Raw genomic sequence first — 26,588 nt, 5'->3', positions numbered from 1 at the left:
CTATGTCGTCGGATAGCCGGGCACGGGCAGGGTCGTCGTGACGGGCGGCAGCGTCGGGTAGGCCGGGACCGTCGTCGTGACGGTGGGCGGCGGCGTGGTGGTCGGCGGAGCCGTGGGGGCCGGCGGCGGGGTGGTCGGTGCGGGCCGCGTCGTGGTGGCCGGCGCGAGTGTCGTCGTCGACGGCACGAGCGTGGTCGTCGACACGGCCGTGGTCGACGGTGCCCTGGTCGTGGTCGGCGGGCGCGTCGTGGTCGACGCGTTCGTTTCGACGACAGGTTCGTCCACCGCGTCGACGACTCGCTCGACCTGCACGGCGGGCTGCTGCACCTCGACCGAGATCGCCGGGACCGCAGCCGCGGACGCGGCGACGAACACCGCGCTGGCCACCGCGGCGCCGGCACCGGTTCCCGCACCCGAGACCACCTGCAGGAGCTGGCCGGGGATCTCGGCGAGCGCGCCGAGCGCGCCGACGCCCGACCGGTTGGGATGGATACCGACACTCAGGAACGCCCGAACCACCGTCGGGTCGAACTGGGTCCCGGCGTGGTCGACGAGTTCACGTCGAGCCGCGGCCGGCGACATCGGCTTCTTGTACGAGCGCAGCGCCGTCATCGCGTCGTAGGCGTCGGCGACCGCCACGATCCGCCCCGCGAGCGAGATCTGCTCACCTGCCAACCCGGCCGGATACCCGCTGCCGTCCCACCGTTCGTGATGATCGGTCGCGGCGCCCGACCACGGACCGAGCCAGTCTGCGAACGGCGCGAGATGGCCGATGGCGTGCACCGGGTGCTGCTCCACGAGGACTCGGTCCTCGGCACTCAGACCGCCCCGGGTGTCGAGCACGCGTTGCGGCACGTCGAGCATGCCGACGTCGTGCAGCAGCGTCGCCCATCGCAGGCGCTCGATGTCGGCCTGGGCGAGGCCGAGCTCCGCCGCGATCAGTTCCGCGTAGCCGCGGACGCGATCGCTGTGACGACCGGAACGGACCTCGCGGCGGCTGACCTTCGTCACGAGCGCAGCGAGGCGCTTGGCGGTCACGGCGGTATCGGTCTGCGAACCGGTGAGCGTCGCGGGTCGGTCCCGTTCGTCGTCGGCACCGGACCGCAGGAACGCGCGCATCCGGGAGGGCGCGGCGTCCGGGAACGTCAACGACAGGCTGAAGAGGACACCGAGCGAACTGAAGCGCCGGATGAGGCGCCGCACCAGCTGGAACACCAGCGACGACAGGACCACCGCGCCGAGGAACCATCCGAGCGACGGGCCGAGACCGTCGGGCCGGCGAACCAGCCCCATCGCGAACCGGACGCTGAGCCAGCTGATCACCAGCGGCACCGCGATCAACCCGGCCCGGATCATCCATGCGAGCAGCGGACGCGCCTTCCATTCCCCCTGCGGGGGATCGACCACCGCTCGGGGCGGATCTGGGTGTTCGGAGGTGGGCGGCACCGTGTCGTCCTGGGTCGGTTCTCTCCTTCACATCGGCAGGTTGGCCCGTGGCCTGAGCGCCCACGCTCGTTCCGGTCGCGGCCCATCTGACGCGGCCGGCAGGGCCTCCTAGTATCGGCCCGTGAACGAGAACCAGGATCCCGTCGGTGGTGTCGCAGCGTGGGCACCGAGTCACCTACCCCCTCGGGGCGTCGAGCTGACCCCCGCCCAGGAGCTCGCCTGTGCCATGCGCCATCTCGACATCGCCGGCTTTTCCGAGAACATGACCGGGCATGTCACCTGGCAACAGCCCGGCGCCGACACCCTGCTCGTCAACCCGTGGGGCTACTGGTGGCGAGAGGTCAAGGGCAGCGACATCCTGGAGGTCGACCTCGACGGCTCGGTCGTGGCCGGCGCCTGGGACGTCACCCCCGCGATCCACATCCACACGGAACTGCACCGTCGTCGGCCCGACGCCCGAGTCGTCGTCCACAGCCATCCCATGTATGCGTCGGTACTCGCCGCGGTTCCCGAACTGCCCGAGCTCGTTCACCAGAACTCGAGCATCCTGGCCGACCAGATGGTGCTCGTCGACGACTACGACGGTGAGGTCGACACTCCTCTGCTGGGCGGGGCTCTGGCCGATGCCATCGGCGACGCAACCGTCGCCCTCCTCGTCAGCCACGGCGTCATCGTGACGGCGCCGACGATGGCGGAGGCGATCTACAAGAGCATCCTGTTCGAGCGCACGTGCGAGATGCACTGGCGGCTCCGGGCGTATGGCGCCCGGGCGACTCCGATCGCGCCGGTGTTCCAGAAGCAGCTGCGGGCCTCGCTCGTCGAGCGGGCGGCCGACGTGTACTGGGACGGTGCCGTGCGCCAGCTCGTCGCCTCCGAGCCCCGGGTCCTGGACTGATCGGCGGCCTCATGGCGCCGGTCGCACACACCACCGCCGGAACCCTGTCGGGGGTCGACACCGCGAGGGGCGTCGCGTTCCGCGGCGTGCGGTACGCCACCGCCCCACGGTTCGGACTTCCCCGTCCGGTCACCCCATGGGACGGCATCGTCGCCGCCGACACGATCGGGCCCGCGGCTCCGCAGGTCGTCACCTCCGACCCGCTGATCCCCGACATGGCAGTCGGCGAGATCGGGGAGGACTGCCTCCGGGCCGAGATCTGGACTCCCGCCACGAGCGGATCGCGCCCGGTGCTCGTCTGGGTACCGGGCGGGCGCTACCAGATCGGCGGCGCCGCCCTCGCGACCTACGACGGCACCCGTCTGGCCGCAGCGGGCGACATCGTGGTGATCGGGGTCAACTATCGGCTCGGTGCGCTCGGGTTCCTGGCAGCCGACGGTGTGCCGAGCAATCTCGGCCTTCGCGACCTGGTTGCCGCACTGCAGTGGATCCGTTCCGAAGCCGCGGCGTTCGGCGGCGACCCGACCAACATCACGCTGATGGGCGAATCGGCCGGCGCCGGCGCGATCACCCACCTCCTCGCGAGCCCTGCCGCGCGGGGGCTGTTCGACGGCGCGATCGTCGCGAGCGGCGCACCCGGCGCGACACTCGACCGGGAAACCGCGGCGACCGTGGCCGACACGTTCCTCGCGACCGCCGGTGTCGCGCATGCTTCCGGCCTCGCCGACGTCGAGCTCGACCGGCTGCTCACCGTCCAGGCCGAGGCCGACACCGCCCTCCTCCCGACGGCGGGGATGATGCCGTTCCACCCCTGGGTCGACGGCGACCTCCTGCCCGCCGGTCCGCTCGACGCCGAGCTCTCCCCCGTGCCACTCGTGATCGGCACGACCCGCGACGAGATGGCGCTGTTCCGGGATCAGATCCCGTCCTTGCCGGCCGAGTACGCGATCCCCTGGTTGGCTGCCAAGTGTGCGACCTTCGCCGCCGACCCCGAAGCCTCGGCGCAAGCCGGTCTCGACGTGTGCGGGGGCGACCTCGCCGACGCGATCGCCGACACCGATCTCCACGTCCCCGCGTCGCTGTTGGCCGACCGGCACGCGCAGCGCGGAGTCCCCGTTTTCCGCTACCGCTTCGACTGGGATGCCCCCGGGCTCGGCGCAGCCCACGCGACCGATCTCCCGTTCCACTTCGGGACGCTCGACGTCGCGGACTGGCGGGCGACCCTCGGCGCCGACCGCGACCGGGCCGAGGACGCCGACCGGCTCTCGGCTGCGATCGGCGACGCGTGGGCCGCCTTCTGCCACAGCAAGGTGCCGGCCTGCGCACCGCTCGGCGAGTGGCCCGCCCACGACCCCGAGCATCGTCGGGCGACACTGCTCGCCGCCGACGTCGTCGCCGCCGACGATGTGGGCGGCGCGCACTTCCGTGCCTGGACCGAACCGAATGGAGCGAACTCGTGACATATCTCGCCGGCAGTCTCGATGGCAGTGTGGCAATCGTGACCGGTGCGAGCCGCGGCATCGGCCGTGGTTGCGCCAACGTGCTCGCGGCCGCGGGGGCCACCGTCTACCTCACCGGACGCTCCGCCACCGAGGACGACCACCCGTTGCCGGGCACCGTCGGCGCGACCGCCGCCGAGATCGTCGCCGCCGGCGGACGGGCGATCGGCGTCGTCTGTGACCATCGAGACGACGCTGCCGTCGAAGCGCTGTTCGATCGCGTCGCCGACGAGGAAGGGCGCCTCGACATCCTCGTCAACAACGCGTTCATCGTGTGCGACGAGCTCACCTCACGGAAGCCGTTCTGGGAGGTGCCCATCTCCAACTGGGACGACATGATCGACGTCGGCACCCGCTCGGCCTACGTCGCGAGTGTGTTCGCGGCCCGCACGTTCATGGTCCCGGCCGGCTCGGGCCTGATCGCCAACATCAGCTCCTCGGGGGCCCAGGAATACGCGTGGCATGTCGCCTATGGCGTCGGCAAGTGTGCCCTCGACCGCATCACGGCCGACACCGCCCACGAGCTCGCACCCCACGGTGTCAACGCGGTGTCGCTGTGGCCCGGCTTCGTCCGCACCGAGCGGATCGACCTCGCGGTGGCGGCCGGCGCACTCCCCGAATCGCTCGACGTCTCGATCGCCGAATCGCGAGAATTCACCGGACGAGCGGTCGCCGCGATCGCCGCCGACCCCGAAGCCCGGCAGTGGACCGGCCAGGCGATCGCATCACGAACGCTCGCCGACCACTACGGCTTCACCGACATCGACGGTTCGCTCCCCGCCGGGCCGCTTCACGACCGGTGAGCGAGGCTCACGACGGAAGGGCCGACTCGATCACCTCGACCAGCGTTTCGGCGGTGTACTGGTTGGCCCTCGGGTTCGGGTGCCCGTCGCCGAGATATCGATACAGATAGGGCGAGAAGTCGTCGAGCAACTCGTCGGGCTTGAACAGCTCCGGCGGGTCGACCAGCGCGCACGGCACGTCGAACTCGTCGCAGAACGACAGCAGCAGGTCGAGCCGTTGCTCGCGGATGTCGGTGTCGGCGTACGCATCCTTCATCAGCAGGAAGGTGACCTCGAGGTCCGTGTCGAGCGAGACCAACTCCTCGTGCATCGCGGCGAGTTTGGCGAACAGGGCCCGCTCGACCGTCAGATCGTCCTTCCCGGGGGTGAAGTTGCAGTACTCGTCGAGCTCGAAATCGGGATCCTCGTCGACCTCGACGATCTCACCACGCAGCACAGGCGCGACGAACCTTCCGCCCACGTACCGCCACGTCGTCGGGGTGTCACGGGCGACACCGTTGGCCATCTCGTAGGCGAGGTCGTCCATCCGACAGAGCTCGGTGCTCGAGATGTTGAAGATGAGATGCTCGACCCCGAAGTCTTCGACGAGCGAGACCGCGTTGCCATAGTGGGACTCCACGGAGAACACCGATCGACCGACCGTCAACACCTCCACACAGCGGTCGCGTCGGGTGCTCAGCGTCGCTTCCGCGATGATGCCCGCCTTCTGGTCGATGCGGGTCTGCACCGCTTCGACATAGCTTCCCCCGAGGTAGGCGACCCGATCGCAGCCGTTGGGATTGTCGGTGCTCCGGTCGCGATCGGCCCGCCCGAAGTTGTTGGTGTAGGTGTAGCCCGCGTACTCCTGCACCTCCATGCGGGTCGACCCGTTCCACACCCGCAACTCGTGCGGGTTCCGGTTCTGCGGCGACGGCGGCGGCGGCTCACCGGTCGGCTCGAACACCGGCTCGAGATCGATCTCGAGATGCCGTGTGAGCCGATCCGTGTCGACCCAGGCTCCCTGGCGGACGTAGTGCTCGAGCCCGTAGTCGTCGAACCAGATCTTGAGACGGGACGGCAGTTCGTCGAGATCGATCGAGAAGGACCCGTCGTCGTTCATCGTGAACGACGAACGCTCACCACCGCTGCCCAGCACGTGAACGACGGAGAGCGACGAGTCATCGGCCGGATCTTCGGTGCGGGCCGCGAGCGCCAGGTCCTTGTTGCGGATCTCGACGGTCAGTGCCGCGCCCGAATCGCTGATTCGCTGCGTCGAGTCGGTCAACGCCAACGATGTCACGGTGATCGGATCGAGGCCGGCGACATCGTCGACCGGAACGGAGAACAGCGCACCGAACGCCCGCATCGTCGGGGCCGGCGCCGGCGTTGCTTCCGACGACGAGTCCACCGGGGGCATCTCGGCCAACGGCATCGCCCCCGCCAGTTCCTCGACCAACAGTTCCTCGACGGTCGAGGTCGTGGTCGTGGTCGTCGTCGTGGACCCGCTCTCGTCGGGATCGACCTCGTCGCCGATGAACGCGAAACACTCCACGCCGGTGACCTCGAAGAGCCCGCCGATGTCGCCGACGAGCCCATAGCCGGCGAAGGGTTCGTCGACGGAGAAGCGGGTGACACAGTCGTCGAGCGCGGTCCGCGGCGCGAACACGGTCAGCGCACCGGCCTCGTCGATCACGAACAGCATGGTCTCCGAACCGGCGATCGGAACCTGGAGCCCTTCGAGCACGATCCCGTCGAAGGGCACGTTCGCCGCCCGCTCCGGAGCGATGGCGAGCATGCCGCTCGGTCGGGTCAGCGTGAGCCGGGCCCGTTCCTGCGACTGGGCATCGTCGAGCAACGGCTCGTAGTCGAGTCCGGCCCTGACGAAGACCCCGCTCTTTTGATGGGCGGGCACGGCATCGATCAGCGCCCAGGTGACCGCCGATTCCGACGGCGCATCGTCGCGGAACACGAGCCACCATGCACCGACTCCGACACCGGCGACCAACGCCAGCGCCAGCGCCGTGAGCAGCGCGCCACGCCGCAGGTTCACTCGCTCAGACTCGCCTCGAGCGCCGCGGCGCACTCGTCGGTGAGCACCTCGGTGTGGCAGTCGGCGACAAGGGCGTCCCAGCCCGTCACGGAGAAGAATGCGTGTTCTTCGACGGTCGACCAATCCGGCTGGTCGTAGTCGTCGAGACCGTTGACGGTGATCAGTCCGGCCTCGACCACATCGGAGAACCCGCACGTCGTGAAGTCCTGATCGACCACACCGGCCCACAGCATCGCGCGAGCGTCGACCGAGCCGTCGAACGCATCGGAGGGCACCGACACGTAGACGCCACAGCCGGCGCCTTCATCACTCGAGAAGACCTCGTAGGCGATGCCGTCACCTCCCGAAGCCGGGGCGGTCTCGTCGGGAGCCGTCTCGTCGGGAGCCGTTTCATCGGCAACGGTGTCATCAGCAACGGTGTCATCGGGCGCGTCTGGCGCACCGGAATCGTCACCGGAGGAACAGGCTCCCGCCGTGAGGGCGAGAAGAGCGACGACGAAGAGGACGTACTTGCGGAATTGCACGGGGGGCACCTTCAGTTGACGGCGGTCAGCGCACGATCGGCCGTGCGCTCCTTGTCGGGCCAACGAATGCTAGCTGGGGCGTCGCCGAGAACAGCGCCGCCCGGGCAGGGCGCGAGAACGCAACGAGGAGAGGCAGAGCGCGTCGAATAGGGTGCTGGCCATGAGCGGCCAACCCACCGAATCGGTCGAGCAGCTGCGGCACTGGTACGTCGAACACGTCTTCGGCGAGCATGGCGACTTCGACGTCATCGATGCCTTCGACCCGTCGACCGGAGCCGTCTTCGCCACCGTCCCCGTCTGCGATGCGGTCCAGGTGAACCGGGCCACGACCCAGGCCAGAGCCGCACAACGAGCGTGGGCCCGCACGACCGTTCAGGAACGAGGCCGGCTGATGACGGCATGCGCCGATCGTCTCGCCGCCATCGGCGACGAACTGGCGGTCCTCCTCGCGTTCGAGTCCGGCAAGGCACTCGAGACCGAGTGCCGCGGCGAGGTCGGCCTCGTCGTCGAGATCTTCCGCTACTTCGGCGGCGTCTCGCACGAGCTGAAGGGCCACACGACGCCGCTCGGCACCGATGTCATCGGCTTCACCACCCGCCACCCCCACGGGGTCGTCGCCGGCATCGTGCCGTGGAACGTCCCCTTGATGATGATGGGCTACAAGGTCGCGGCCCCACTGGTCGCCGGCAATGCTGCGGTCGTCAAGGTTCCCGAGCAGACCTCCTTCACGCTGATCCGCGTGCTCCAGGAGCTCGTCGAGGTTCTGCCGACCGACCTCGTCCACTTCCTCACCGGTACCGGCGACATCACCGGCGCCTCCCTCGTGTCCGACCCCAACGTCGACAAGGTCAGCTTCACGGGATCGGTCGACACCGGCCGCGCCGTCTACGAGGCGAGCGCCAAACTGATCCGCCCGGTCACCCTCGAACTCGGGGGGAAGAGCCCGATGCTCGTGCTCCCCGATTGCGACATCGACAAGGCGGTCCACGGAGTCGTCCAGTCGATGCGGTTCACCCGCGGCGGCCAGAGCTGCACTGCAGCCAGTCGCGTGTTCATCGCGTCCTCCATGATCGAGGAGTTTCGCCGGCGGCTCGCCGCGGCGCTCGACGACATCGTGATCGGCGAAGCACTCGACCCGGCGACCCAGTGCGGTCCGCTGATCTCGGCTCGTCAACGCGATCGGGTGCAGGCCTACATCGACGGAGCGATCGCGGACGGCCTCACCGTCGAGACCTACGGCACCATCGCCGAGGGCACCGACTGGGACGGCGGCTACTTCGTTCGTCCGTGCGTCGTCCTCGATCCCCCCGCCGACCATCGGGTGGCGGTCGAGGAGGTCTTCGGGCCTGTGGTGTGCCTGTTCACCTACGACGACATCGAGGATGCGCTCCAACGGGCCAACGACAGCGAGTTCGGCTTGTCGGCGAGCGTGTGGGGTCGAGACATCACGACGTGCATGCGGCTCGCCGACGCGCTCGAGGCCGGGATCGTCCAGATCAACCAGAACGCGATCATGGTGCCCGGCATCGCGTACGGTGGCATCCGCAACAGCGGATTGGGCAAGGAAGGCTCGCTCGAAGCAATGCTCGAGTCCTACACCTACGCCAAGACCAACATCTTGAACTACGGCGACTAAGGAGCCCACGTGAAGGACAAGATCCGATCGCTCGTGATCGAAAATCTCGGCCTCGACGCCGATATCGGCGACGACACGTTGTTGTTCTCGTCGGGCCTGCTCGACAGCCTCAGCGCCGTGTCGCTGCTGTTCTCGCTCAACGACGACCTGGGCATCTCGCTGTCACCGCTCGACGTGGCACTCGACGACTTCGATTCGATCGATCTGATCGTCGCGACCGTCGAGAAGTTCAGCTGACGAACATCGCACCGGGAGACGGCGCGTGAAGAAGAACATCGCCCGCTACGTGATGGGCACGCTCACGGCCGACACCGACGCCGACTGCATCCTCGGCGAGACCCCGCGTTCGCGCGGCGATCTTCTCCGCCGGGTGCACGGTCGCGCCCACGAGCTGCTGGTCGCCGGGGTCACACCCGACGAGTTCGTGGTGGTGCTCTGCGGACGCGGCGAACGATTCTGGGTCGACCTGCTGGCGCTGTGGGTGATCGGGGCGAAGCCGGTCTGTCTCGAACCCGACGTCCCCGACGACCACGGCGCCAACGTCCTCGCCATCACCGGCGCCACACGCGTCTGCGCCACCGGCATCGAACCCCCGCCCGCCCTGGCCGGCTGCGAGCAGGTGGCCGACACCGACCCGGTCGGCGAACCCGTTCGCAGTCTGCGCGACCTCCCGTGGGCCGATACCGATGACCAGCCCGACCTGGCCGGCCTGATCTTCACGTCGGGCACCACGGGCCTGCCCAAGGGTGTGCCGCTCACGCACGAACAGCTCGTGATGAACGCCCTCGCCACCCGCGACCGTCTCCGGCTGCGCCCCACCGATCGGCTCATGATCGCGACCCCCTTCCGGTTCATCAGCTCGATCAGCCACTTCATCGTGACGCTGATGTGCGGGGCGGCGTTCCACGGCGTCGAGACCACCCTCATGCCGAAGGATCTGGTCACCGAGCTCGCCGGGAATCGCATCACTGCGTTCGGCGGGTCGCCGTTCCACTCGCAATTCGTCGCCCTCGCCGGCCGCGACCGTCTGCCCGATCTTCGCTGGCTCATGTCGTCCGGCGACCATCTCCCGGCATCGACCATCGACCAGCTCAACGCCGCGTTCCCCGACCTCGAGCTCCATGTCGTCTACGGCATGGCCGAGATGGGCGGCCGCATCTGCACCCTGCCGCCGCACGAGGTCGAGCGCAAGAAGGGCAGTGTCGGCCTGCCGATCTCGGGTATCGAGCTCGACGTCTACGACGAATCCGGCGACATCGCGGCTCCGGGCGAGATCGGGGAGCTGCATGTCGACGGCCCCTTCCGCTTCGACGGCTACCACGCCAACCCGGCGGCCAACACCGACGTGCTCGGGCCACGCGGCTTCCACACCGGCGACAAGGGCTATCGCGACGACGACGGCTACCTGTTCCTCGCCGGCCGGTCCGATGCCGTGTTCAAGCGCTCCGGCCTGAAGGTCTCGGCCCAAGTGATCACCGACGCGCTGAAGACGCTCGACTCGATCGACGATGCCTTCGTCCGCGCCGCCGCCGATCAGATGGAGGGGCATGTACCCATCGCCTACGTCGTCGTACGAGGCGACTTCGATCGCACGGAGACGGTGCGACGTCTGCGAGAACAGCTGGCGACCAACCACATCCCGAAGAAGTTCGTGTCGTTGCCGACGATCCCTCGGACCGGCTCGGGCAAGGTCGACCGTCGCTCCCTCGACGCCCTGATCGAATCCCTTCCGGCCGCACCATGACCGACCCCGAATCTCCCGAGCACGAATCACGCGCCCACCCTCGGCGGGACTTCCTGATCGCCTACGTGTTCTGGGTCGTCGTGTTCCTCTCGATCGCCGTGTCGATCTGGCTGTCGTCGTCGGAACTGTCCGCGTTCCGCTACGCCGGGTTCTGACGACATGACCGGCCTGCTCGCCAACCGACGCGCCTTCCTGGCCGCTGCGCTCACCGCGTTGCTCGTTCTCGTCGCCGTCGAGGCGACGGCCCGTGTGGCATTCGATCCCGATGGCCTCGACGAGTGGAGCGCCGACGCGTTCCTCGCCCACGAGCGCGACGACCACGGCCGGCTCGTCTCGGAAGTGGTGGCCATCCAGTCGAGCGAACGGCCCGCCGGCGGACGGCTCGTCGTGATCGGCGGATCCACCGTGCGCGAGGGGCTGCTCCCCGACGGCATCATCCAGCAAGCAGTCGACGACACATACGGGGCCGACGCCCCCGGGGTCCACACCCTCTACAGCTTCGATCAGTCGATGGCCGAAACGGCGCGGATCGCGCTCAACCTCCCCTTGGAAGCCGGCGACACCGTCGTGATCGAGGTCAACCCCCGCCGGCTCGGGTTCGGCGACGACACCCTCGAGCAGGAGTTCACCACATCGCGCTTCTCGCTGCTGCCCGCGGACGGACTACGCGATCTCTCCGACGCCGACCTCGTCGCCGACGCCCGCCCGAAGCCGTCGGGGTTCAGCGGCCGTCTCGATGAACTCGGCGATTCGACGGTCTTCTCGCCGTGGGACGAATCGAGTGTCTTCGAGCATCGGCTGTTCCTGCGCCAGTGGGTCGAGGGTCGACTCGACAGCCGCACCACGCAAGCATGGTCCGACCTGTTCGCCGGTCGCCTGACCGACGTCGACTGGGGCGCACTGACCGACACGACGTTTCGCGACATCCGTCGACCGGTCCGCTACGGCTACGGAAACCAGCCGCTGTCCGATGCCGAGAAGCAATCCCTCGCCGATGTCGTCGCCGAGACCCGGGTCGACGGCTACTTCGAGCATCGCGAACTCGACTTCGCGATCGCGACCGCCTTGGCCGAAGCGATCCGGGCGACCGGGGCCGAGGTCGTCTTCCTCGAGCTCCCCCGCACGTCGCTGTCGGTCGATGCCTACGGGCCGGTGTGGAACGACTTCGACGCCAGGGTCGACCGTCTGGTGGCCGACACCGGTGCACGGCTGCTCGATCTGCGCGACCTGCCCTTCGACGACACCGACTTCTTCGATCTCGAGCATCTCCTCGCCCCCGGTAGGCCCCGTCTCACCGATGCGGTCTTCGGCGCACTGCTCGACACCGATCTCGGACTCGAGGCGGAGTGATCAAGAAGCTCCGCCCCCTGATCACCCTCCTGGCGCTCGGCGCCGTGATGGTTGGCATCTGGTCGGTGGTGACCGACGACATCGCCGCACCTGAGACCGAGGGCATCGCCGCCGACGGCACCTGGCAGGCCGACTTCGAGGGAAAGGGCGCCACCACCGACTATGTGGTGCGCTTCTCGGTCGACGGAGCTTCCTCCGTCGACGATCTCGTGCTGCGGGGCTTCAACTCCGTCGACTGCAACGACGCACTCCACTGTCGCGGCCATGCCACGCTCGCCGGAGACGCGTTGCGGCTCGTGATCGACCCGATACCTGCCGGGGCGACCATCGACATCGAGGGCATCGACACCGTCCGTCAGATCCGCCAGGCCCCGTTCGACGGCCGCTGGCTCAACCGCCTGTTCCTTCTCGCACTCGCGTTCGTCCCGATCATCGTCCTCACCCATCGACGGGTGGCACTGAGCCAGTGGCTGCTGATCGCCTTCTCCGTCAGCGCGCTGTCGGCGCTCCAGTTCGGCTTCACACTGATGCTGTTGGGGATCCTGCTCGGCTTCTTCGCCATCGGCCGCTGGTATCGGGCGAGCGACAAGCGCTCGTCCCGCTTCATCCTGACCTGGCTGGCCATCACCGCGCTGATCCTGCTGATCCTCAAGAACTTCAAGGCCATCTTCCTCGTGTCGTTCGAGGACTACGGCTCGCTCGCACTCGTCCTCCCGCTCGGTACGAGCTACTTCCTCATCCGGCTGCTGGATCTCCAGCTGCGATGGCACCGTGGCCAGCTCGAAGATCTCAACCTGCGCCGATACCTCGTCTACGTGCTGTTCCCGCCGACCCTCGTGGCGGGCCCCATCGAACTCGTCGACTCGTTCTTCAAGAACCGGGCAGAGCGCATCACCCGGCTCGATCTGAGCGACGGGGCCATGCGCATCACGGTGGGCGTGGCCAAGAAGCTGGTGATCGTCGACGGCATCCTCGGCGGGCTGCTCTTCGAGAGCGGTCTCTGGAGCCGCGTCGTCACCGACCCGACCGGCGACCCGTGGGATGTCGTGCGCTTCTGCCTGCTGGCCTACCTGCTCGCCTATCTCGACTTCTCGGCGTACTCCGACATCGCGATCGGTCTCGCCCGCCTCTTCGGCTACACGATCGGTGAGAATTTCCGCTGGCCGGTGCTGGCCCCCGACCTCGCCGAGTTCTGGCGCCGATGGCACATCTCACTGTCGGGTTGGGCGTTCCGCAACGTCTTCTTCCCCGTCATCGCCACCACCCGCAACCAGTCCGCGGCGCTCATCGTCACCCTGGTGACCATCGCCATGTGGCACGACCTCGCGCTCACCTGGGTGACCTGGGGCCTCTATCACGGCATCGGCATGGCGGTACTCGCGTGGTGGCCGTGGCACCTCGTCAAGGAAGGTCGGCTCCGCACCATCGGCGGCACCATCCTCACCAACCTCTATGTGGCCGGCGGCTTCGCCTTCGTCACCATCCGCGACTACTCGCTGGCGTGGACAGTCTTCTACGAGTTCGTCACCGCACCCATCCAGTTGCTCCTCTGACCGCCCCCAAAACGAAATGAAGGCGAGTCGGCCCGAAAAGGTCGGGCCAACTCGCCTTGATTTCAGATGACGGCTGCGTCAGGTGGTTGCACCCGGCAGTGTGATCACGTCGGCGCCCGCATCACTGCGGCCCGCAAGCCACTCGGCGACATCCTGTTCGTCGGAATCGCTCGAGTAGTAGTCCATCGGCTCGTAGTCGGGCGCGGTGGTCTTGATGTTGCGGTACTCGGTCATGCCGGTACCGGCCGGGATGAGCTTGCCGATGATGATGTTCTCCTTGAGGCCCTGCAACGAGTCGGTCTTCGACTCGATCGCCGCCTCGGTGAGCACCCGGGTGGTCTCCTGGAACGACGCGGCCGACAGCCACGACTCGGTCGCGAGCGACGCCTTGGTGATACCCATCAGCTGGGGACGACCCTCGGCGGGCTTGCCACCCTCCTCGACCACACGACGGTTCGTGTCGGCGAACACCTTCTTGTCGATCTGGTAGCCCGGCAAGAAGTCGGTGTCGCCCGGCTCGTTGATCAGAATCCGCTTGGTCATCTGACGCACGATCAGCTCGATGTGCTTGTCGTGGATCGACACGCCCTGATCCCGGTAGACCTTCTGCACCTCGTCGACGAGGTACTTCTGGGTCTCGCGGACACCCTTGATCTCCAGGAGTTCCTTGGGATCACGTGCGCCCTCGACGATCGCATCGCCGGCCTTCAGCTCCTGGCCGTCGGTGACCTCGAGACGAGCGCCCGACGGGATGGTGTAGGCATCTTCCTCGCCGTCGTCGGCGATGATCAGGACCTCACGGCCGCGACCGTCGTCGTCGCCGACACGGACCACACCGGAGGTGCGGGCCAGCGTGGCCTTGCCCTTCGGGGTACGGGCCTCGAAGAGCTCGACCACGCGGGGCAGACCACCGGCGATGTCCTGCGCACCCGCCACACCACCGGTGTGGAAGGTCCGCATCGTCAGCTGGGTACCCGGTTCACCGATCGACTGGGCGGCGATGACACCGACCGCTTCGCCGAGCTCGATCTTGCCGCCCGTTGCGAGTGACATGCCGTAGCTCTTGGGCGAGATGCCGAACGCCGAATCGTCGGTCAGCGGCGAGAGCACCCGCACGCGGGTGACCTTCTCGTCGTCGCGCAGGGTCTCGAGTTCGTCGTCGCCGACCATCGTGCCCTTCTCGATGACAGAGCCATCGGCGAGTTCGACATCGTCAGCGAGCACACGGCCGAAGAGCTTGGTCTCCAGATGCGTGCGCTTGTTCGGGGTGTCGGGCATGACGTCTTCGATCCAGATGCCACCCACCGGACCGGAACGCTCGAACGGGTCCTCATCGTTGATGATGAGTTCCTGCGCCACGTCGACGAGGCGACGGGTGAGGTAGCCGGAGTCGGCAGTACGCAACGCCGTGTCGACGAGACCCTTGCGGGCGCCCGGCGTGGCGATGAAGTACTCGAGCATCTTCAGACCTTCACGGAAGTTGCTCTTGATCGGGCGGGGGATCATGTCGCCGCGGGGGTTCGCCACGAGGCCACGCATGCCGGCGATCTGACGCACCTGCATCATGTTTCCTCGAGCACCCGACTCGACCATCATGTTGACCGGGTTGAACTGCTGGCTCTCGAGGCCGTCCTTCATCCGGTTGGTGACCTCTTCGGTCGCCTCGGACCAGACCTCCACCTCCATCTGACGGCGCTCACCATCGGTGATGATGCCGCGACGGAACTGCTGCTCGATCTTGTCGGCCATCTTCTCGTGACGGTCGAGGATCTCGGCCTTCTCGGTCGGCGTCGCCACGTCGTCGATCGAGACGGTGAGCCCCGACCGCATGGCGAACTTGAAGCAGGTGTCCTTGATCGCGTCGAGGCTCATCGCCACCTCCTGCTTCGGGTACCCGCGAGCAAGGGTGTCGACGATGGCCCCCATCTGCTTCTTGCCGACCTTTTCGTTGACGTAGGGGTACGCCTCCGGGAGGGTCTGGTTGAAGAAGACACGGCCGACGGTGGTCGGCTCGTACTGCGCCGCCTCGCCGTTGGCCGGGCTGATCAGCAGGTCGGGGGTGCGGAACTGGATCGGTGCGTGGATGGCGACGTCACCACGTTCGTAGGCGGCCTCGAGTTCACGCACGTCGCGGAACACGCGGCCGGCGCCCTTGGCATCCTCGACGATGTCGGTCAGATAGAACGCACCGATGATCATGTCCTGCGTCGGTGTGACCAGCGGACGGCCGTTGGCCGGGCTGAGCACGTTGTTGGCGCTGAGCATGAGGACGCGGGCCTCGGCCTGCGCCTCTGCCGACAGCGGCAGGTGCACGGCCATCTGATCCCCGTCGAAGTCGGCGTTGAAGGCGGTGCACACCAGCGGATGCAGGTTGATCGCCTTGCCCTCGACGAGCACGGGCTCGAAGGCCTGGATACCCAGACGGTGCAGGGTCGGTGCACGGTTGAGCATGACCGGGTGTTCCTTGATGACGTCCTCGAGAACGTCCCACACCTGGGGGCGACGACGCTCGACCATGCGCTTGGCCGACTTGATGTTCTGGGCCAGCTCGGCGTCGACGAGACGCTTCATGACGAACGGCTTGAACAGCTCGAGCGCCATGATCTTCGGGAGACCGCACTGGTGGAACTTGAGCGTCGGGCCGACCACGATGACCGAACGGCCCGAGTAGTCGACGCGCTTGCCGAGCAGGTTCTGACGGAACCGGCCCTGCTTGCCCTTCAGCATGTCGGAGAGCGACTTGAGCGGGCGGTTACCGGGACCGGTGACCGGGCGCCCACGACGACCGTTGTCGAACAGGGCGTCGACGGCCTCCTGGAGCATGCGCTTTTCGTTGTTGACGATGATCTCCGGCGCACCGAGATCGAGCAGACGCTTGAGCCGGTTGTTGCGATTGATCACGCGACGGTAGAGATCGTTGAGATCGGAGGTCGCGAAGCGGCCACCGTCGAGCTGGACCATCGGACGCAGCTCCGGCGGGATCACCGGAACGACGTCGAGGATCATGGCGCGGGGATCATTGATCCGACGGCCGTGCTCGTCGCGACGATTGAACGCCGCCACGATCTTCAACCGCTTGATCGCCTTTTGCTTCCGCTGGGCCGACAGACCCTTCTCGCCTTCCGGCGGATCGATCTGGGCGCGAAGCTTGACCTCTTCCTCGTCGAAGTCGAGCGTCTCGACCAGACGGGCGATCGCGTCGGCGCCCATGCCGCCCACGAAGTAGTCGCCCCAGCGGTCCTGCAGCTCACGCCACAGCATCTCGTCTTCGATGATCTGACGACCGAACAGGCTCTTGAACTCGTCCCAGGCCCGATCGAGAATCTCCTTCTCGAACTCGAACTGCTCGCGGATCTCCGCGAGGTCCTTGTCGGCCTGACGACGAGCCGCCTTCAGCTCGGTGTCCTTGGCGCCGTCCTTTTCGAGTTCGGCGAGTTCCTTCTCGAGGTCCTCGGCCCGGCGGGCCAGGTCGAGTTCCATGTCCTTGTCGATCGCTTCGCGTTCGCCGATGACCTCGGCCTCGAGCGACACGAGGTCGGCGTCGCGACGCTCCTCGTCGACGGAGACGACGAGGTTGGCGGCGAAGTAGATGACCTTCTCGAGCTGCTTGGCCTTGAGCTCCTCCTTGGGCTCGGTGCCCATGAGGAGGTAGGCCAGCCACGAGCGGGTGCCGCGCAGGTACCAGATGTGCACGGCCGGCGCGGCGAGCTCGATGTGGCCCATGCGCTCACGCCGAACCTTCGAGCGGGTGACCTCGACGCCACAACGCTCGCAGATGATGCCCTTGAAACGGACGCGCTTGTACTTGCCACAGGCGCACTCCCAGTCCTTCGTCGGACCGAAGATCTTCTCGCAGAAGAGTCCGTCCTTCTCGGGCTTGAGCGTGCGGTAGTTGATGGTCTCCGGCTTCTTGACCTCGCCGTTCGACCACATGCGGATGGAATCCGCAGTGGCGAGACCGATCTTCAGGTTGGAGAAATCATTGACGTCGAGCATGAAAGTTACTCCCTCGTCTTCCCGGTCTCAGCCACGAGCCGCACGGGCGGCGGCGCGGGCGGCGTCTTCTTCGTCGGATCCACGTTCGGGTCGCTGGAGATCGATCCCCAGCTCCTCGACCGTGCGGAAGGTCTCTTCGTCGAGTTCTCGCATCTCGATCTCCTGACCGTCCTTGGAGAGCACCTCGACGTTGATGCACAACGCCTGCATTTCCTTGATGAGCACCTTGAAGGACTCGGGAATGCCGGGCTCGGGAATGTTCTCGCCCTTGACGATGGCCTCGTAGACCTTCACCCGGCCGAGCACGTCGTCGGACTTGATGGTGAGCAGCTCCTGCAGGCAGTACGCCGCGCCGTAGGCCTCGAGAGCCCACACTTCCATCTCGCCGAACCGCTGACCACCGAACTGGGCCTTACCACCGAGCGGCTGCTGGGTGATCATCGAGTACGGGCCGGTCGAACGGGCGTGGATCTTGTCGTCGACCAGGTGGGCCAGCTTCAGGATGTAGACGTAGCCCGTCATGATGTCGTTGTCGTAAGGCTCGCCGGTGCGACCGTTGTAGAGGGTCTGCTTGCCGTTGACACCGATCAGGCGGGTCTCGCCGTCCTTGGACTCGGGATTCAGGTTCTTCAGGATGTCGACGATCACCGGCTTGTCGCCGGCGAGCTCGTACTCGTCCCACTTCGCACCGTCGAACACCGGCGTCGCCACGAACGTGGCGGGCTTGGTGGTCGGACGCGTCTTGGTCTCGGTACCGCGAACGGGTGTGTCGCCGACCTGTTCGCCGTCGATGTTCCAACCCCAGCGGGCGCAATAGCCGAGGTGCGCTTCGAGCACCTGGCCGACGTTCATACGAGACGGCACGCCGAGTGGGTTGAGGATGATGTCGACCTGCTGACCGTCGGCGTTGAACGGCATGTCCTCGATCGGGAGGATCTTGGAGATGACACCCTTGTTGCCGTGGCGGCCGGCGAGCTTGTCGCCCACGCTGATCTTGCGCTTCTGGGCGACGTAGACCCGCACGAGCTGGTTGACCCCGGGGGGCAGCTCGTGGGCGTCGTCGCGATTGAAGACCTTGACGTCGATGACCTTGCCGGTCTCGCCGTGCGGGACCTTCAGCGAGGTGTCGCGCACCTCACGGGCCTTCTCGCCGAAGATGGCACGCAGGAGGCGCTCTTCGGGGGTGAGCTCGGTCTCGCCCTTGGGGGTGACCTTGCCGACGAGGACGTCGCCCGGACCGACCTCGGCGCCGACGCGGATGATGCCGCGCTCGTCGAGGTCGGCGAGGATCTCCTCGCTGAGGTTCGGGATGTCCCGGGTGATCTCCTCGGGGCCGAGCTTGGTGTCGCGGGCATCGATCTCGTGCTCGTGGATGTGGACCGACGTGAGCACGTCGTCCTTCACCAGGCGCTCCGAGAGGATGATGGCGTCCTCGAAGTTGTAGCCCTCCCATGGCATGAAGGCCACGAGGAGGTTCTTGCCGAGGGCGAGTTCGCCGTTGTCGGTCGAAGGACCGTCAGCGAGGAGTTGACCGGCCTTGACCTTGTCGCCCTCGGCGACACGGGGCTTTTGCGAGATGCAGGAGTCCTGGTTGGACCGCTCGAAGCGCTTCAGACGGATCGTCTTCTGGCCCAGCTTCTTGTAGTCCATGACGATGTGGTCGCCGTCGAGTTCGACGACGGTGCCGTCGTCCTCGGCCAGCACCATGTCGGCGGCATCGGTCGCGCAGCGACCCTCGATGCCGGTGCCGATGTAGGGCGCCTCGGCCCGGATCAGCGGCACCGCCTGGCGCTGCATGTTGGCGCCCATGAGGGCGCGGTTGGCGTCGTCGTGCTCTAGGAAGGGGATCAGCGCGGTGGCGACCGAGATGATCTGCTTCGGCGAGACGTCCATCATCTGGACTTCCTCCGGCGGCACCGAGGAGATCTCGGTGGTGGCGCCGAAGAAGACTTCCTGTTCCAGCTGGAGCCGCAGGTCGTGCAACGACGCGGCCTGGGGCGAACGCCGCACGAGCACACGGTCGGCCAGGAAGTTGCCCTTGTCGTCGATCGGCGCGTTGGCCTGGGCGACGACATAGTCCTCTTCCTCGTCGGCGGTCAGGTAGACGATCTCGTCGGTGACCACACCCTTCTTGACCACGCGGTAGGGCGTCTCGATGAAGCCGAACGGGTTGACCCGGGCGAACGAGGCCAGACCGCCGATCAGACCGATGTTGGGACCTTCGGGGGTCTCGATCGGGCACATGCGGCCGTAGTGAGAGAAGTGCACGTCTCGCACTTCGAAGCCGGCACGCTCACGGGACAGACCACCCGGGCCGAGCGCCGACAGGCGGCGACGCTGGGTGAGGCCCGAGAGCGGGTTGACCTGGTCCATGAACTGCGAGAGCTGGGAGGTTCCGAAGAACTCCTTGATCGCCGCGACGACCGGACGGATGTTGATGAGGGTCTGCGGGGTGATGGCCTCGACGTCCTGCGTGGTCATGCGCTCGCGCACGACCCGTTCCATGCGGGAGAGGCCGATGCGGACCTGGTTCTGGATCAGCTCGCCGACGCTGCGGATGCGGCGATTGGCGAAGTGGTCCTGGTCGTCGAGGCGATAGCCCGGCTCGCCCTTGGCGAGGTTGAGCAGATAGGTCGTGGCGGCGAGCATCTCGGCCTGCGCCAGCACCGACTGGTCGGAGTCGGGACGATCGAGCTTGAGCTTGAACTGCTTCTCGAGGAAGTCGAGCTCGGGACCGAGCTTGCGGTTGAGCTTGTACCGACCGACGCGGCTCAGGTCGTAGCGACGCGGCTCGAAGAAGGCGTTGCGGAAGTAGGCGCGGGCCGACTCGACGGTCGGCGGTTCGCCCGGACGGGCCCGCTTGTAGATCTCGAGGAGCGCCTCTTCCTGCGTCGGGGCGATCTCCTTGTCCTTTTCCCACTGGCCCTCGAGGAAGTCGAAGTACTCGACGAAACGGTCGAGGAACCCGGGCTCGTTCTCCTCGTCGTAGCCGAGAGCACGCAGCAGGGTGAACAGCGAGATGCGCCGCTTGCGGGCGACACGGGCACCCGCGGTGACGTCCTTGCCGGGCTTTTGCTCGACATCGAACTCGATCCATTCGCCGCGGTACGGGTGCACCGTGCCGGTGACGAGCTGGTGCTTGCTCAGGTTGCGGAGACGGAACCGCTCACCCGGCTGGAAGATGACGCCGGGCGAACGCACGAGCTGGGAGACCACGACACGCTCGGTGCCGTTGATGATGAAGGTTCCCTTGTCGGTCATCATGGGGAAGTCACCCATGAAGACCGTCTGCTCCTTGATCTCGCCGGTGTTGGCGTTCATGAAGCGGGCGCGCACGAAGATCGGCGCGCTGTAGGTCATGTCCTTTTCCTTGCACTCCTCCACCGTGAACTTCGGCGGCGGGCGCAGGTCCTCGTCGTCGGGGTCGAACTCGAGTTCGAGTTGCAGCGTTTCGGTGAAGTCCTTGATCGGGCTGATGTCGCGGAAGGTCTGTGCGAGACCCTCGTCGAGCAGCCACTTGAAGGACTCACGCTGAACAGCGATGAGGTCGGGGAGTTCGAGAACCTCGGGGAGATTTCCGAACGAATAGCGTTCGCGGTGTGCGGCGCGTGTGGTCACCTTGGCTCCAGAGTTGGCCGTGGATGAGGACGACAACAGGCCGTCCGGGCGCGGAGAACCGAAGCAAGAAGATCCGGAACAGGCGCGAGGACGACCACGTTGCTTTGCACGCTAGTGGCACCGCGCCGCGAACAGCAACTCTCGGGCAACCAGAACCGGCACCGGCCGTGACGGCCGGTGCGAGATCCGAGCCGAATCGGGTCGGGCGGATTGCACGCGAACGGTAAAGGTTCGCGGGCGCGAGGTCAAGGACGCTGCGTCACCTGCAACCGGATTGTGATCTGTCGACAAGCCTGCCTCTACGGCACCACCGTGAAGCACAGGCAACTGCCGACGGCGCCGGAAGGCACTCCGGGACCCGTGCCCTGGTGCTGCAGCGCGACCCAGTAGTCGCCCGGAGCAGCGCTCCCGAGCACGACCTCGATCTCGGCGACGATCGTGTTGGCGTCGACGACCTCCACGTTCGAGAAGAAGATCCCGTCGACACCGGGATTGGCGAGGTTCGTGGCGATGATCGTCGCCGCGTCCTGCCGGAATCCCGATCCGGTGATGGTGACCGTCGTTGCGACTCCCAGCGGAAGTGTCGACGGCGACATCGTCGTCACCTGCGGCTCCGACCACCATCGCAAGAGGACATCGATCTGGCCGTTCGTGTCTCCCGGTACCGAGGTCGCGCCCGACGGCCCGACGTTCCACACCGCATAGTTCCCGTCGCCGGAGACGAGGCCACGGAACAGCGACGTCGACAGCCAACTCAACGTGCCATCGGCAAGTGCGCTGCCGCGGGTGGTCGTCGCGTTCTCGACGTCTCGGATGTAGAGCCCGAATGCATTGACGTAGAAGTTCAGATCGTCGTCGCCGGACTGAAACGACACGATCGAACCATCGTGGCTGATCGAGGGGAGTTGGTTTGGCCCGTCGAGATGCGTTCCGTCGTTGTCGACACTGATGAGATCGATCGCGCCGGTGTCACGCTTGCGATAGATGTCCGGACTTGCGCTGGTGTCCGCCGGATGGAGATTCGTGGCCTGTGAATCGAACGCCACGAAGTGACCGTTGCCGGAGATCACCGGCCCGTAGGATTCGCCGTTGGCCTGCTGCCCGGTCGCCGAGGTCGACGCCCGAAAGACCGAGCCGGCCGTCCGAACGAATACGTCGCGCAGGCCGTTGGTGTCCCCGACGACGAGGTCGGACGCCGACGACAGGAAGGCGACTTCGTCACCGTCCTCGCTCAGCGACGGCAGGCTGCTCCCGCCGTTGGCCAAGCCGCCACCCGTCGCTTCCGACACGAGTCGGACGATCCCGGTCGACAGATCGCGTCGGTACACCTGCCCGACGCCGTTGGACGCCCCCCCGATCACGGGGTACGTGGTCGACCATGCGATGACGGTGCCATCGCCGGAGATCGCCGGGTGAAAGGAGGACGTCGCCTCGTTGCCGGCGTCGTCGAGACCCACCACCATCGTGGTGCCCGCCGAAACGGTGCGCATGACCACCCGCCCCGACATCGAGACGAACACGATGCGGTCGCCGTCATCGCTGATCGCACCGTCGTACCCACCGATGGCCGCGACCTCGCCGTCGTCGATCGAAACGAGTTCGATCGCCCCGGTCAACATGTCCTTTCGATAGAGGTCATCGAAGGAGCCCGAATCGCGACTGTCGATGGCTCCCGATGTCTTGAGCAGCACGTAGCGACCGTCGTACGAAACGTCCTCCACGCTGATGCCGAACGGGAACTCAACTCCGTTCTCGTCGACAGTGACCCGTTCGAGGTGCACACAACCGGACGCGAATGCCGCCATGACGACGAGGGTCGCGACCCGGAATCGGATACCCCGACGGTTCTGAATCTTGTGGAACACGGAACGCCTCCCGGTTGTGCTGCGAACGATCCCACGTACAGGACGAGTGAGGCTGTCCCGGGTTACACGGCTCGCCGTCAGTCCGTTCGCAGCGCCGCCCTCACCCGTGCCGCAACATCGTCGGAGACGCCGATGCTGCGGACATAGCTGTGATGGTCACCCCACCGCTGACGAAGTCCCTCGAGCGTCTTGCGCATGGCCGGCCTCGGGGAGCCCCACAGGGCGTGGTAGTCGTCGGGGTCGTAGCCGGCTTCGCGGATCCGCTCCTCGAACCAGTTCGTTCCCTCCGCCGAGTGGGCGCGATAGTGCGCCGAGACCTCGTAGTCGTCGAGGATGTAGCCGTCGGCCACTCCTGCGAGGCCGAGCATGGTCATCGCCGTGATCCCGGTGCGGTCCTTTCCGGCGGTGCAGTGGAACAGCACCCGTTCGCCGTCGCCCACGGCGTGCAGCATCTCGGAGAGGAACTCCGGGAAGCCCTCCAACATGCGCAGGTAGCCGTCGGCCATGTCGTCCTCGTCGAACTTGGGGAGATCCCCGTCGACGATGCGCTCCAACATCGATCGACCCTGCGCCACGTCGCTCGACATCGGAAGGTGCACGTGGCGCACGCCGGCGGGCAGCCGGTCGGGAGCCTGTTCGACCTCGCCGTGCGAACGCAGGTCGAACACCACCGTGATGCCCAACTCGTCCATCAGCTCGTGATCGGGATCGGACAATGTGTGCAGCCCGTCGCTGCGGAACACCCGACCCCACCGGGTCCACGAACCGTCGAGCGTGGGATAGCCACCGAGATCACGGAAGTTCGACGGGCCGTCCATCGGCAGCCGCCGCTCGGCGGCCACCACGAACCCCTGGGTCGGCTCGAACAGATGCACATAGGCACGGCGGGCGCGCCGCGGAAGGAGCGCCCGGCCAGGTGCGTCGGGCGCCCGCACGTCGGTGCCGGCGTCGTCGGGGTCGCCCGACAGGAACACCGACATGTCGTCGGAACCCCCGCGCCACGTCACCTGCAGCTCGTCGCCGACGGCGACGACATTGACATGCGAGATCGGATCAGCCACCTCCGCACCCTAGAGGGGTCGATCAGACGACGCGGTCTGTAACCCCCGACCGCCGGTCCCGTCTGGCCCTTCGGGAGCCCGGCGAAGGAGTGACCGCATGCCCGACGACGACCAGCGCACCGACCCGGGCGACCGAGCCCTCCACAAGCTCCGCACCTTCATGCTCGCCCTCGACCGCGACGAACGGGTTGCCCTCGCCCGCCTCATCGCCCCCGGCATCGAACGCGCGCTGGCCGCCGATCCGATCCAGGAATGGTCCCCCGACGCCGTCGAGCAGTGGTTGAAAGGGAGCCGCTGAACGACGCCGGGGTGGATTTCGCCGCGCTAACCGACCGCGCCGCGCTAACCGACCGCGAGGAGCGGCTCGATCGACCGACGCAGGCGGGCGCGAGCACGGTGCAGCACCACCTTGGCGTTGCCATAGGTGATGTCGAGTGCCTCGGCCACCTCGTCGAGGGTGAACCCCAACTCGACGGTCATCGAGAGCACCGTGCGGTCGCGCAGTGACAGCCCCGAGAGGCCTCGCCGCAGCGCGGCGGCCAGCTCCTCGACCTCGGCGAGCAGCTCACTCGGTGCATCGAGGTCGATCACCACCCGATCACCGAGGGGGGTCACGTCCGGGCGACGCAGACGAGCCCGCCGGGCATCGATGGACAACCGCCGGGCGATCTGCAGGAGCCACGGCCGAAAGCACGAATCGTCGGTGAGCTGGTCGACCCGGGCGAACGCGCGGGCGAAGGTGTCCTGGACGACGTCGTCGATGTCGTCGCGGTCACGCACGTTGTCCATCACGACGAACCGCACGGTCGGACCGTGACGTCGGTAGAGGTGCTCGGCCGCTGCACGGTCGCCGTGCCGAAGCCGTCGCACGAGGTGGGCATCGGTCTCGTTGTCGCGCTCGCCCATCGTCGCCACTCCCTTTGGTCCGTCTGGGTGCGAGCACTGTGCGGGACCACGCGAAACCGACCATTAACCAGCCGGCCCGCGCCGACTCAGAGCGACACCGTGAGGCACGTGTCGCAGTTCGCGAGCGCGCCCGACGTCTGTCCCGGACCACCACCGGCCGCCTCGACCCAGAGGTTCTTCGGCCCGACGGGCGTGACGCCGACGGTCGACTCGACGTCTGCGGTGATGGTCGTCTGGTCGACCACGACCACGTTCGAGAAGGTGATCCCATCGACATTGCCGAGATGCGTGTAGATGCTGATGTCGGCATTGCGGTTGAAACCGCTGCCGGTGATGGTCACCGGCTGGGACGCACCGAGCGAGATGGTCGACGGCGAGATCGACGTGATCTCGTGCGGACTCCACCACTGCAGATACGTGTCCGGCGCACTGTTGGTGTCGCCGGGGAGGATCGTCGGCGAGGAGTTCCACCACAGCACGTAGGTACCTCCGGCGGCGATCACACCGGCCCCGTTGTGCGGGTTGCCGTTGCTGTCGCGCGAAGCGACCGTCGTGATGTTGTCGATGCCGTCCCGCACGACCACTGCGCCGTTGCCGGTCGGACGTTGGGTCAGCTCGGTCGCTCTCGAGAAGAAGCTCACGAGCGTGCCGTCGTGGCTGATGCGAGCGCCGTTCGACTCGCGACTCCCCTGGGTGCCATCGGTGGCGACCGAAGCAAGGAAGATCTCGCCGGTGATCGCCTTCACGAACACATCGTCCTGCCCGTTGAGATCCCCGGGCGTGAGATCGAAGGCCGCGGACGTGAACGCCACCGCCAACCCGTTACCGGACATGGACGGCGACGAAGAGCCGCCCGTTGCCTGAGTGTTCCCGGCACCGGTCGACACCCGAGCGGTCAGCCCGGTATCGAACTTGACGAAGACGTCCCGCTCCCCGTTGGTGTCGCCGGGCACGAGGTTCGTGCTGTCGGAGTCGAACGCGATCACCGACCCGTCGTAGTCGATCGAGGAACGGAAGCTGCTGCCATCACCCACCACACCATTGGAGGCACTCGACACGAGTGCCACCGCGCCGGTGGCTCGCTCGAAGCGGTACACGTCGCGAGAGACGTCCGTGTCGGCCGGCACCAGGGCAGAGGCCGTGGAGAAGGAGACATGGAGGCCGTCGCCCGAGATCGCGGGCCGATCGGCCAGTTGAGAGCCCTGACCGCCCGTGGAGGTGACACTCGCCCGTGCGGTGGTGTGCGCCACCACGTCGTGGACGAACACGTCCAACGTGCCGTTGGTGTCGGCGAGTACCAGGTTGGACGCCGCCGAGGAGAACGCGACCCAACGCCCGTCGTCGCTCATCTCCCCTTCGACGGATGCCGCGTTTGCGCCGCCCGTCGGGGTTCGGGTGACGAGTTCGACCGCGCCCGTGAGGGTGTCCTTCCGATACAGATCATCGACCCCGTTCGAATCGAAACTGCTCATGCTGTACGACGTCCGGAAGAGGACGTAGCGCCCATCGGCTGACACATCGAGGCCCGTCCCGCCGTCCGGTATCTCCGCCCCGGTCGATGTCGTCGACACCCGCTGGAGGTAGACGCACCCGCTGGAGAGCATCGCCAACACCGTTGCCAGCACCGCGGCTCGCATCAACTTCACCATCGTTCGTTCCTCGT

Annotated in this window: 19 protein-coding genes; 10 read left to right on the top strand and 9 right to left on the bottom strand. The window is 66.9% G+C overall.

The window, feature by feature from the left end:
• Positions 1-1,446: an HD-GYP domain-containing protein gene (locus tag R2707_12245; protein ID MEZ5245861.1), complete on the bottom strand. Its 1,446-nt coding sequence runs from the start codon at positions 1,444-1,446 to the stop codon at positions 1-3.
• A 121-nt stretch (positions 1,447-1,567) separates the two neighbouring features.
• Here R2707_12245 and R2707_12240 point away from each other — a divergent pair, with 121 nt between their 5' ends.
• The 3 genes from R2707_12240 to R2707_12230 are packed head-to-tail and all read left to right on the top strand — an operon-like array spanning position 1,568 to position 4,643.
• On the top strand, positions 1,568-2,341 hold the full coding sequence (locus R2707_12240) for a class II aldolase/adducin family protein (protein MEZ5245860.1): 774 nt from the start codon (positions 1,568-1,570) through the stop codon (positions 2,339-2,341).
• A gap of 11 nt (positions 2,342-2,352) precedes the next feature.
• Entirely contained in the window at positions 2,353-3,801 is a 1,449-nt protein-coding gene (locus R2707_12235) for a carboxylesterase family protein (protein MEZ5245859.1), read from the top strand.
• A 38-nt stretch (positions 3,802-3,839) separates the two neighbouring features.
• Positions 3,840-4,643 carry an SDR family NAD(P)-dependent oxidoreductase gene (locus R2707_12230; protein MEZ5245858.1) on the top strand — a complete coding sequence of 268 codons (804 nt, stop codon included), beginning with the start codon at positions 3,840-3,842 and terminating at the stop codon, positions 4,641-4,643.
• A gap of 7 nt (positions 4,644-4,650) precedes the next feature.
• On the opposite strand, the gene R2707_12225 is transcribed toward R2707_12230, so the two are convergent.
• Positions 4,651-6,672, bottom strand: coding sequence for a hypothetical protein (locus tag R2707_12225; protein ID MEZ5245857.1), 2,022 nt, complete (start codon positions 6,670-6,672; stop codon positions 4,651-4,653).
• Complete coding sequence (locus R2707_12220) at positions 6,669-7,196, bottom strand: hypothetical protein (protein MEZ5245856.1); 528 nt, start codon at positions 7,194-7,196, stop codon at positions 6,669-6,671. The genes R2707_12225 and R2707_12220 overlap by 4 nt, the downstream gene beginning before the upstream one ends.
• 160 nt (positions 7,197-7,356) lie before the next feature.
• Between R2707_12220 and R2707_12215 the strand changes: the two genes are divergently transcribed.
• From R2707_12215 to R2707_12190, 6 genes are read left to right on the top strand one after another with little or no spacing between them, the layout of a single operon-like run.
• A complete protein-coding gene (locus tag R2707_12215) occupies positions 7,357-8,832 on the top strand; it encodes an aldehyde dehydrogenase family protein (protein MEZ5245855.1) in 1,476 nt (491 codons plus the stop codon).
• Positions 8,833-8,841: 9 nt separating this feature from the next.
• Entirely contained in the window at positions 8,842-9,069 is a 228-nt protein-coding gene (locus R2707_12210; protein MEZ5245854.1) for an acyl carrier protein, read from the top strand.
• Positions 9,070-9,094: 25 nt separating this feature from the next.
• Positions 9,095-10,576, top strand: a complete 1,482-nt coding sequence (locus R2707_12205) for a class I adenylate-forming enzyme family protein (GenBank protein ID MEZ5245853.1) — start codon at positions 9,095-9,097, stop codon at positions 10,574-10,576.
• Positions 10,573-10,731, top strand: coding sequence for a hypothetical protein (locus tag R2707_12200; protein ID MEZ5245852.1), 159 nt, complete (start codon positions 10,573-10,575; stop codon positions 10,729-10,731). Before R2707_12205 ends, R2707_12200 begins: the two co-directional genes overlap by 4 nt.
• Positions 10,732-10,735: 4 nt before the next feature.
• Positions 10,736-11,926, top strand: coding sequence for a hypothetical protein (locus R2707_12195; GenBank protein MEZ5245851.1), 1,191 nt, complete (start codon positions 10,736-10,738; stop codon positions 11,924-11,926).
• Positions 11,923-13,479: an MBOAT family O-acyltransferase gene (locus R2707_12190; protein MEZ5245850.1), complete on the top strand. Its 1,557-nt coding sequence runs from the start codon at positions 11,923-11,925 to the stop codon at positions 13,477-13,479. The genes R2707_12195 and R2707_12190 overlap by 4 nt, the downstream gene beginning before the upstream one ends.
• 78 nt (positions 13,480-13,557) lie before the next feature.
• On the opposite strand, the gene R2707_12185 is transcribed toward R2707_12190, so the two are convergent.
• The 4 genes from R2707_12185 to R2707_12170 form a co-directional block, all read right to left on the bottom strand.
• The gene (locus R2707_12185) at positions 13,558-17,475 is read right to left on the bottom strand and encodes a DNA-directed RNA polymerase subunit beta' (GenBank protein ID MEZ5245849.1); all 3,918 of its coding nucleotides are present in this window, start codon (positions 17,473-17,475) and stop codon (positions 13,558-13,560) included.
• A gap of 27 nt (positions 17,476-17,502) precedes the next feature.
• Positions 17,503-21,093, bottom strand: a complete 3,591-nt coding sequence (locus R2707_12180; protein ID MEZ5245848.1) for a DNA-directed RNA polymerase subunit beta — start codon at positions 21,091-21,093, stop codon at positions 17,503-17,505.
• A gap of 299 nt (positions 21,094-21,392) precedes the next feature.
• Entirely contained in the window at positions 21,393-22,958 is a 1,566-nt protein-coding gene (locus R2707_12175; protein ID MEZ5245847.1) for a hypothetical protein, read from the bottom strand.
• Positions 22,959-23,035: 77 nt separating this feature from the next.
• A complete protein-coding gene (locus tag R2707_12170; protein ID MEZ5245846.1) occupies positions 23,036-24,019 on the bottom strand; it encodes a tyrosine-protein phosphatase in 984 nt (327 codons plus the stop codon).
• Positions 24,020-24,116: 97 nt separating this feature from the next.
• Here R2707_12170 and R2707_12165 point away from each other — a divergent pair, with 97 nt between their 5' ends.
• Entirely contained in the window at positions 24,117-24,317 is a 201-nt protein-coding gene (locus R2707_12165; GenBank protein MEZ5245845.1) for a hypothetical protein, read from the top strand.
• Positions 24,318-24,361: 44 nt separating this feature from the next.
• On the opposite strand, the gene R2707_12160 is transcribed toward R2707_12165, so the two are convergent.
• On the bottom strand, positions 24,362-24,925 hold the full coding sequence (locus R2707_12160) for a sigma-70 family RNA polymerase sigma factor (protein ID MEZ5245844.1): 564 nt from the start codon (positions 24,923-24,925) through the stop codon (positions 24,362-24,364).
• An 86-nt stretch (positions 24,926-25,011) separates the two neighbouring features.
• Positions 25,012-26,574: an IPT/TIG domain-containing protein gene (locus R2707_12155; GenBank protein MEZ5245843.1), complete on the bottom strand. Its 1,563-nt coding sequence runs from the start codon at positions 26,572-26,574 to the stop codon at positions 25,012-25,014.
• Between the last annotated feature and the right edge of the window lie 14 nt (positions 26,575-26,588).

The sequence above is a fragment of the Acidimicrobiales bacterium genome (genome assembly GCA_041394245.1).
Classification (GTDB): domain Bacteria; phylum Actinomycetota; class Acidimicrobiia; order Acidimicrobiales; family Aldehydirespiratoraceae; genus JAJRXC01.
The sequence above is the reverse complement of the archived record's forward strand: the minus strand, read 5'-3'. Positions and strand labels throughout refer to the sequence as shown.

Bases quoted from the DNA above. Each gene is read 5' to 3' on its own strand.
- R2707_12155 (MEZ5245843.1), bottom strand. From the start codon at position 26,574: ATGGTGAAGTTGATGCGAGCCGCGGTGCTGGCAACGGTGTTGGCGATG.
- R2707_12215 (MEZ5245855.1), top strand. From the start codon at position 7,357: ATGAGCGGCCAACCCACCGAATCGGTCGAGCAGCTGCGGCACTGGTAC.
- R2707_12195 (MEZ5245851.1), top strand. From the start codon at position 10,736: ATGACCGGCCTGCTCGCCAACCGACGCGCCTTCCTGGCCGCTGCGCTC.
- R2707_12185 (MEZ5245849.1), bottom strand. From the start codon at position 17,475: ATGCTCGACGTCAATGATTTCTCCAACCTGAAGATCGGTCTCGCCACT.
- R2707_12160 (MEZ5245844.1), bottom strand. From the start codon at position 24,925: ATGGGCGAGCGCGACAACGAGACCGATGCCCACCTCGTGCGACGGCTT.
- R2707_12165 (MEZ5245845.1), top strand. From the start codon at position 24,117: ATGCCCGACGACGACCAGCGCACCGACCCGGGCGACCGAGCCCTCCAC.
- R2707_12200 (MEZ5245852.1), top strand. From the start codon at position 10,573: ATGACCGACCCCGAATCTCCCGAGCACGAATCACGCGCCCACCCTCGG.
- R2707_12235 (MEZ5245859.1), top strand. From the start codon at position 2,353: ATGGCGCCGGTCGCACACACCACCGCCGGAACCCTGTCGGGGGTCGAC.